The following is a 6,718-nucleotide window of genomic DNA, read 5'->3' on the forward strand; positions in this document are numbered from 1 at the left end:
GGGGGGTGGGGGGGGGGAGGGGAGGGGGTGTCGCGAAGGATTCACCCCCCCCCCCCCCCCCCACCCCCCCCCCCCCACCCCCCCCCCCCCCCCCCCCCCCCCCCCCCCCCCCCCCCCGGGCCCGGTGGGTGCGCTGTGAGCCCGGAGGTGGCTTCGGGTCAGGCGGCCGAGACCGGCACGCCGTGTTCCGCGGCGAGCCGCTGGAGGTCTTCCAGCTCGGCCTGCTCCACATCCGCGAGGTAGTCGTCGCCCGTCTCACGGGCCTTGCTGAGGTCCGACTGCGTGGCCTTGATGCGCTGCAGGAGACCCGCGGTGAATGCGTCCATGGTGGGTGCGCCCCCTCTGCGTGGGTCGGCGGCGGGAGAGCACGAAGCAGTCCGCCGCGTCAGGGTGTGGTTGGGGTGTGCTCTCGTCCTCCCCGGCACCCTGGGCGCAGAAACCTCGTGAGGCGAGGGAATCCTCACTTCCACCCCGTACACCCGCCTCCGGAGGGCCGCCCCAAGGGCGCCTTACAGCCGGTTTACGGCCGAAACCGGCAGGATGGAGGCGCAACACACGTGTGCCCGGTGAGGGCTCGAAGGAAGGAAACGACGTGCGCGTACTCGTCGTCGAGGACGAGCAGCTGCTCGCCGATGCGGTGGCCACGGGCCTGCGCCGGGAGGCCATGGCCGTGGACGTCGTGTACGACGGCGCCGCGGCGCTGGAGCGCGTCGGGGTGAACGACTACGACGTGGTCGTGCTCGACCGGGACCTTCCGCTGGTGCACGGCGACGACGTCTGCCGGAAGATCATCGAACTCGGCATGCCCACCCGCGTGCTCATGCTCACCGCCTCCGGTGACGTCAGCGACCGCGTCCAGGGCCTGGAGCTGGGGGCCGACGACTACCTGCCCAAGCCCTTCGCCTTCACCGAGCTGACCGCCCGCGTGCGCGCCCTCGGGCGGCGCACCACCGTCGCGCTCCCGCCCGTGCTGGAGCGGGCCGGCATCAAGCTGGACCCGAACCGGCGCGAGGTGTTCCGCGACGGCCGCGAGGTGCAGCTGGCGCCGAAGGAGTTCGCGGTGCTCGAGGTGCTCATGCGCAGCGAGGGGACCGTGGTGTCCGCCGAGCAGCTGCTGGAGAAGGCCTGGGACGAGAACACGGACCCGTTCACCAACGTGGTCCGGGTGACCGTCATGACCCTGCGCCGCAAGCTCGGGGAGCCGCCCGTCATCGTGACGGTGCCCGGTTCCGGATACCGGATCTGACCCGGTGGCCTCGACCCCGTCACCGCCCGCGGCGCCACCGAAGCCGACCTGGGACCCCGGCGAGCCCGAGGGTCCTTTCCCTTGGCTGAGACCGACCATCCGGATAAGGCTCACGCTGCTGTACGGCGGCATGTTCCTGATCGCCGGGATCCTGCTGCTGTCGATCATCTACCTGCTGGCCGCCCAGGCCCTGAGGGAGGGCAACGCGCTCCCCTTCAAGATCGTCGGCGGCCAGAAGGTCGAGGTCTCCAGCACCACCTGCTCCGGCGTGGGCATCGACCAGTCGATCGACCAGTTCAACGCCGCGATCGCGCAGTGCATCCTCGAGCAGCGCAGGCACGCCCTGGACGACCTGCTCAGCCGGTCCCTGATGGCCCTGCTGGGCCTCAGCGTCATCGCCTTCGCCTTCGGCTACGCGATGGCCGGCCGGGTGCTCTCGCCGCTGGGCAAGGTCACCCGTACCGCCCGCCGGGTGGTGGGCTCCGACCTGACCCGCCGGATCGAGCTGGACGGGCCGGACGACGAGCTGAAGGAGCTCGCCGACACCTTCGACGAGATGCTCGACCGCCTGGAGCGGGCCTTCACGGCCCAGCAGCGCTTCGTGGCCAACGCCTCGCACGAGCTGCGGACGCCGCTGGCGATCAACCGGACGCTGCTGGAGGTCCACCTCTCGGACCCAGGAGCCCCGGTGGAGCTCCAGCAGCTGGGCAAGACGCTGCTGGCCACCAACGAGCGCAGCGAGCAGCTGGTCGAGGGCCTGCTGCTGCTGGCGCGCAGCGAGAACCAGATCGTGGAGCGCAAGCCGGTCGACCTCGCCGAGGTCGCCTCGCGCGCCCTCGACCAGGCCCGCGGCGAGGCGGTCGCCAAGGGCGTGGAGATCCGCGGCCACCGGGCGCCGGCCGTGGTGCAGGGCAACGGCGTGCTGCTGGAGCGGATCGCCCTGAACCTGGTGCAGAACGCCGTCCGGTACAACGTGCCGGACGGCTGGGTGGAGGTCACGACCGAGGCCCAGCCCGGCCAGGCGGTGCTCGTCGTCTCGAACACGGGTCCCGTTGTTCCCGCGTACGAGGTGGACAGCCTGTTCGAGCCCTTCAGACGGCTGCGTACGGAGCGAACGGGCAGCGACAAGGGTGTGGGGCTCGGTCTGTCGATCGCGCGCTCCGTGGCGCGCGCACACGGCGGCCGCATCCTCGCGACCCCCCGGGAGGGCGGTGGCCTCGTGATGCGTGTCACGTTGCCCCTTTGATCCACCCGGGTTCTGTTCGCCCTGGGCGCAACGGAACGGCCGTCCCCGCGGGCCGGTTCCTGTGTGATCGATCACAGTGCCGAGTGTCGGGTCATGCGCGTTCTGTGACCCCAAGCTGGCCGGAAAGCCCGGGAAGTCCGGGTTTCCGGCCCCCCGGATGGCGGGAAATACACGGGGTGGCGTTCGTGCAGGACGGCCCCCCGACCGTGTACGGTCCCGCTCGACATCCCGGCCACGGAGTCCTTCGGGTGCGCGGTCGGGTGTCGATTGAGTAACAGACCTTGATGTGAGGCAAAATCTCCGCCTCAGGTCGGGCACAAGTCCGGCCTCTCGCGCGTTACGTGCGCTGAGACACCGCTAAATCCCAGAGGGGGAGAGCGAAAAAATGGCAACGGACTACGACACTCCGCGCAAGACCGACGACGACGTCGACAACGACAGCATCGAAGAACTCAAGGCCCGGCGCAGTGACAAGGTCACGTCGAGCGTCGACATCGAGGACTTCGACGGTGCCGAGAGCCTGGAGCTCCCGGGGGCCGACCTCTCCAACGAGGAGCTGGCCGTCCGGGTGCTGCCCAAGCAGGCCGATGAGTTCACCTGCATGAGCTGCTTCCTGGTGCACCACCGCAGCCAGCTGGCGCGCGAGAAGAACGGCCAGCCGATCTGCCGCGACTGCGACTGAGGACGGCCGTGACCGGCTCGACGCCCTTTCGGAAGCGACGCTTCCGGAAATCTGGCGATCCGGAGGCGCAGGCGCGCGCGGTGACCACGGGCCCGGAAACGGGTTCCGCGGACGCCGGCGGCCGGGCCCCCGGGACGACTGCGGTGCCGTCCGACACCGCCGCGGCGGTGCCGTCGGCCGCAGTGGCGGACGAGGAGTCCCGGGGCGGGCCCGGGACACGTCGGATGCAAGCCGTCAAGAACGGTGTGCGCAAGGGCGGCGAGAGCGCGAAGGCCGCCGCCCTGTACATCACCGACCTGATCATCGAGAACGCCCCGCGCGTTCCGGTGCGGGACCTCGCCGCCCTGCGGGCGCAGTTCCCGGACCTCGGTCCCGATGAGCTGGCCGACAAGCTGGTCGCCGGGGCCGCCAACGCCACCTCCACCGTGGGCGCGGGCATCGGCGCCGCGGCCATGCTGCCCGTCCCGCCCGCGATGCCGGCGGAGCTGGCCGCGGAGATCACCGGGGTCGCGGCGATCGAGCTGAAGCTCATCGCCGAGCTGCACGAGGTGTACGGGCAGCGCCCGCCGGGCGGCCTGAAGGACCGCAGCCTCGCCTACCTGGCCTCCTGGACCCAGGAGCGCGGGATCGACCTGACCAAGCCGACCACGCTGAACGCGGCGCTCGGCGGGCAGATGAAGCGCGAACTGCGCCAGCAGATCATGAAGCGGATGATCCGCAACCTGCCGAACCTCATGCCGTTCATGGTCGGCGCGGCCGTCGGAGCCGTCATGAACCGCCGGGACACCAGGAAACTCGCCGAGAAGGTCCGTGGGGACCTCCGCGGCCGCGCCGTGCCCTGGGACGCCCTCCCCGCCCTGCCGCCCCTGGAGCGCCCCTCCGGGACCCTTCCCGAGGCGACCAGGGCCGCACTCGAGGGCCGCCGCCCGGACGCCGCGGGCTGAACCGCACCCGCCCCGGCCGGATCAGGCGGTCGCGGCGGCGCTCTTCGCCGCGCGGACGGCCGCCGCGAGGGCCTCGGGCTCGCGGGTGGAGAGGTACACGTACGGCGTCGGGTCCGCCGGGTCGGTGACCTCGATCCGGACCGCCGTGGGGACGTAGCCGCGCAGCAGCATGAAGGCGCGGGTATCGGCCTTGTACGTGCGCCAGGCGCGGGCCTCCTCCCCCTCCAGCACCTCGGGCTCGCCCAGGGCCGTCACCGGGATCCGGGCGTCGCCGGCGGCGAGGGCGCCGTTCACCACGCGCACGCGCGCGGACCCGTACGAGCTCACCAGCATCCCCGCCGCCGCGGCCCCGCCGACCAGGCCCGCCAGCGACGGCAGGGCGCCGAGCGGCAGGAGCATCAGCGCGCACGCCAGACCGGTCAGCGCGGCGATGGCCCACCAGGAGCGGGGGGCGGAGAGGCGTTCGTCGTGGTGCGCGGGAGAGAGCTGCATGGGACCAAGCCTCCCACGGGGCGACCGGTGGGTAGCCGCGCGGGTAAGGTCAGCGGCTGTGAGTGGACGAAACACAGCGTTGACACCTCCGGCCGATGCCTCCGCACCGGTCCGGCACCCCGATGCCCCCGCGCCCGGGGAGCTCCTCGGCGCGCACTACGCCCACTGCTTCGGCTGCGGCGGGGGCCAGCCGCACGGGCTCCATCTGGAGGCCCGCGCGGGTGAGGGCGTGCGCGTCACCGCCGAGTTCACCGTCAAGTCCGCCCACCAGGGCGCACCCGGTCTCGCCCACGGCGGCGTACTGGCCACCGCGCTCGACGAGACGCTGGGCTCCCTGAACTGGCTGCTGCGCGTCATCGCGGTGACCGGCCGGCTGGAGACCGACTTCGTACGGCCCGTGCCCGTGGGCACCGTGCTGTACCTGGAGGCCGAGGTCACCGCCGTCGCCGGCCGGAAGATCTACTCCACGGCCGTGGGACGGATAGGCGGCGCGGACGGCCCCGTCGCCGTCCGCGCCGACGCGCTCTTCATCGAGGTGAAGGTCGACCACTTCATCGACAACGGTCGGCCCGAGGAGATCCGGGCGGCGATGTCCGACCCGGACCAGGTCAGGCGCGCACGCGCCTTCGAGGTGAACCCCTGATGTCCCAGAACAACCGAGCACTCCGTCACGAGGTCGACGTGCTGATCCGCCGCGTCGACCCGGAGGTGCCCCTTCCCGCCTACGGACACCCCGGCGACGCCGGCTGCGACCTGGTGACCACCGTGGCCGCCGAGCTGGAGCCGGGGGAGCGGGCCGTACTGCCCACCGGCGTCTCCATCGCCCTGCCCGACGGGTACGCGGCCTTCGTGCACCCGCGCTCGGGCCTGGCAGCTCGCTGCGGGCTCGCGCTCGTGAATGCCCCGGGGACGGTGGATGCCGGGTACCGTGGGGAGATCAAGGTGATCGTGGTCAATCTCGACCCGCGCGAGAGCGTCCGGTTCGAGCGCTTCGACCGCATTGCCCAGCTGGTTGTCCAGCGGGTCGAGAAGGTGCGCTTCCACGAGGTGGCGGAGCTTCCCGGCTCGGCCCGGGCCGACGGGGGGTTCGGCTCCACCGGCGGTCATGCGGCCGTGGCCGGATCCGGGGCTGGTCAGCAGCAGGGTGGGAATGGCTACGCTTCGGTCGTATCCGACCGGGAAGGACAGTGACGTGTTCGGACGTCGCAAGAAGAACGACTCCGCCAAGGACGGCGGCGCGGCCGAGCAGGTCGTGAACGGCGTGGCTGCCGACGAGGGGAACGGCGACGAGTCCGCCGCCCCGCGCCGGCTGAACCTGCCCCCGGCCCCGCGGCCCGACGGCCCGTGGGACATCTCCGAGGTGCCCGGCAACCCGGCGGACGGCCGGGTCGACCTGGGCGGCATCCTCGTACCCGGTGTCGAGGGCATGGAGCTGCGCGTCGAGGTCGCGGGTGACGCGATCGTGGCCGCCACCGTGGTCCTGAACGACAGCGCCGTGCAGCTGCAGGCCTTCGCCGCCCCCAAGAAGGAGGGCATCTGGGGCGAGGTCCGCGACGAGATCGCCTCGGGCATCACCCAGCAGGGCGGCATCATCGACGAGGTCGACGGCCCGCTGGGCTGGGAGCTGCGCGCGCAGGTCCCCGTACCGCTGCCCGACGGCCAGACCGGCGCCCAGCTGGTGCGCTTCGTCGGCGTCGACGGCCCGCGCTGGTTCCTGCGCGGCGTCATCTCCGGCCAGGGCGCGGTGCGCCCCGAGTCGGCCGGGGTGCTGGAACAGATCTTCCGGGAGACCGTCGTCGTCCGCGGCGACGGCCCGATGGCCCCGCGCGACCCGATCGTCCTGAAGCTGCCGAACGACGCCCAGATGGTGCCGGACGGCGTGCAGACGGCCGAGGACCAGGACGGTTCGCGCTTCTCCGGCGGCATGGGCCAGCTGGAGCGCGGCCCGGAGATCACCGAGGTCCGCTGACCCGGGCCCGGACCAGGGCGTTTCCCGGCCCGCGGGCCCCGTTCCCCCCGGGGGGCGGGGACAGGGGGGGGCTGGCTGTGCCGGGTGGACGGGTCGAGGACGTCTGTAAGGGGGGGGAGCGCGGCGGCAGGCAACCCTC

At 72.5% G+C, this 6,718-nt stretch carries 9 protein-coding genes; 7 read left to right on the top strand and 2 right to left on the bottom strand.

Translation table 11 applies throughout. The annotated features are described in order from the left end of the window. Positions 1 to 158: 158 nt before the first annotated feature. Positions 159 to 326 carry a hypothetical protein gene (locus ACZ4WZ_RS28790; protein ID WP_164720975.1) on the bottom strand — a complete coding sequence of 56 codons (168 nt, stop codon included), beginning with the start codon at positions 324 to 326 and terminating at the stop codon, positions 159 to 161. Between the two features lie 266 nt (positions 327 to 592). On the opposite strand from ACZ4WZ_RS28790, the gene ACZ4WZ_RS28795 reads away from it, so the two are divergent. The 4 genes from ACZ4WZ_RS28795 (at position 593) to ACZ4WZ_RS28810 (ending at position 4,118) form a co-directional block, all read left to right on the top strand. Continuing rightward, positions 593 to 1,246, top strand: a complete 654-nt coding sequence (locus ACZ4WZ_RS28795; protein ID WP_467894803.1) for a response regulator transcription factor — start codon at positions 593 to 595, stop codon at positions 1,244 to 1,246. Between the two features lie 4 nt (positions 1,247 to 1,250). Further along, on the top strand, positions 1,251 to 2,492 hold the full coding sequence (locus tag ACZ4WZ_RS28800) for a sensor histidine kinase (RefSeq protein WP_467894806.1): 1,242 nt from the start codon (positions 1,251 to 1,253) through the stop codon (positions 2,490 to 2,492). 385 nt (positions 2,493 to 2,877) lie between these two features. After that, positions 2,878 to 3,174 (top strand): DUF4193 domain-containing protein, encoded by a 297-nt coding sequence (locus tag ACZ4WZ_RS28805; RefSeq protein ID WP_007267048.1) that lies wholly within the window; start codon positions 2,878 to 2,880, stop codon positions 3,172 to 3,174. Positions 3,175 to 3,182: 8 nt separating this feature from the next. Further along, entirely contained in the window at positions 3,183 to 4,118 is a 936-nt protein-coding gene (locus tag ACZ4WZ_RS28810) for a hypothetical protein (RefSeq protein WP_467894808.1), read from the top strand. 21 nt (positions 4,119 to 4,139) lie between these two features. On the opposite strand, the gene ACZ4WZ_RS28815 is transcribed toward ACZ4WZ_RS28810, so the two are convergent. After that, positions 4,140 to 4,610, bottom strand: coding sequence for a DUF3093 domain-containing protein (locus ACZ4WZ_RS28815; RefSeq protein WP_467894810.1), 471 nt, complete (start codon positions 4,608 to 4,610; stop codon positions 4,140 to 4,142). Positions 4,611 to 4,668: 58 nt separating this feature from the next. Between ACZ4WZ_RS28815 and ACZ4WZ_RS28820 the strand changes: the two genes are divergently transcribed. The 3 genes from ACZ4WZ_RS28820 to ACZ4WZ_RS28830 are packed head-to-tail and all read left to right on the top strand — an operon-like array spanning position 4,669 to position 6,579. Continuing rightward, on the top strand, positions 4,669 to 5,253 hold the full coding sequence (locus ACZ4WZ_RS28820; RefSeq protein ID WP_467894812.1) for a PaaI family thioesterase: 585 nt from the start codon (positions 4,669 to 4,671) through the stop codon (positions 5,251 to 5,253). Further along, positions 5,253 to 5,801 carry a dUTP diphosphatase gene (dut, locus tag ACZ4WZ_RS28825; RefSeq protein WP_467894814.1) on the top strand — a complete coding sequence of 183 codons (549 nt, stop codon included), beginning with the start codon at positions 5,253 to 5,255 and terminating at the stop codon, positions 5,799 to 5,801. The genes ACZ4WZ_RS28820 and dut overlap by 1 nt, the downstream gene beginning before the upstream one ends. A gap of 1 nt (position 5,802) precedes the next feature. Next, positions 5,803 to 6,579 carry a DUF3710 domain-containing protein gene (locus ACZ4WZ_RS28830; RefSeq protein WP_467894817.1) on the top strand — a complete coding sequence of 259 codons (777 nt, stop codon included), beginning with the start codon at positions 5,803 to 5,805 and terminating at the stop codon, positions 6,577 to 6,579. The last annotated feature ends 139 nt before the right edge of the window (positions 6,580 to 6,718 follow it).

The organism is Streptomyces sp. NPDC029122 (assembly GCF_055569445.1).

Excerpts from the sequence above, each read along its gene's own strand:
- ACZ4WZ_RS28790 (WP_164720975.1), bottom strand. The coding sequence starts at position 326 with ATGGACGCATTCACCGCGGGTCTCCTGCAGCGCATCAAGGCCACGCAG.
- ACZ4WZ_RS28815 (WP_467894810.1), bottom strand. The coding sequence starts at position 4,610 with ATGCAGCTCTCTCCCGCGCACCACGACGAACGCCTCTCCGCCCCCCGC.
- dut (WP_467894814.1), top strand. The coding sequence starts at position 5,253 with ATGTCCCAGAACAACCGAGCACTCCGTCACGAGGTCGACGTGCTGATC.
- ACZ4WZ_RS28805 (WP_007267048.1), top strand. The coding sequence starts at position 2,878 with ATGGCAACGGACTACGACACTCCGCGCAAGACCGACGACGACGTCGAC.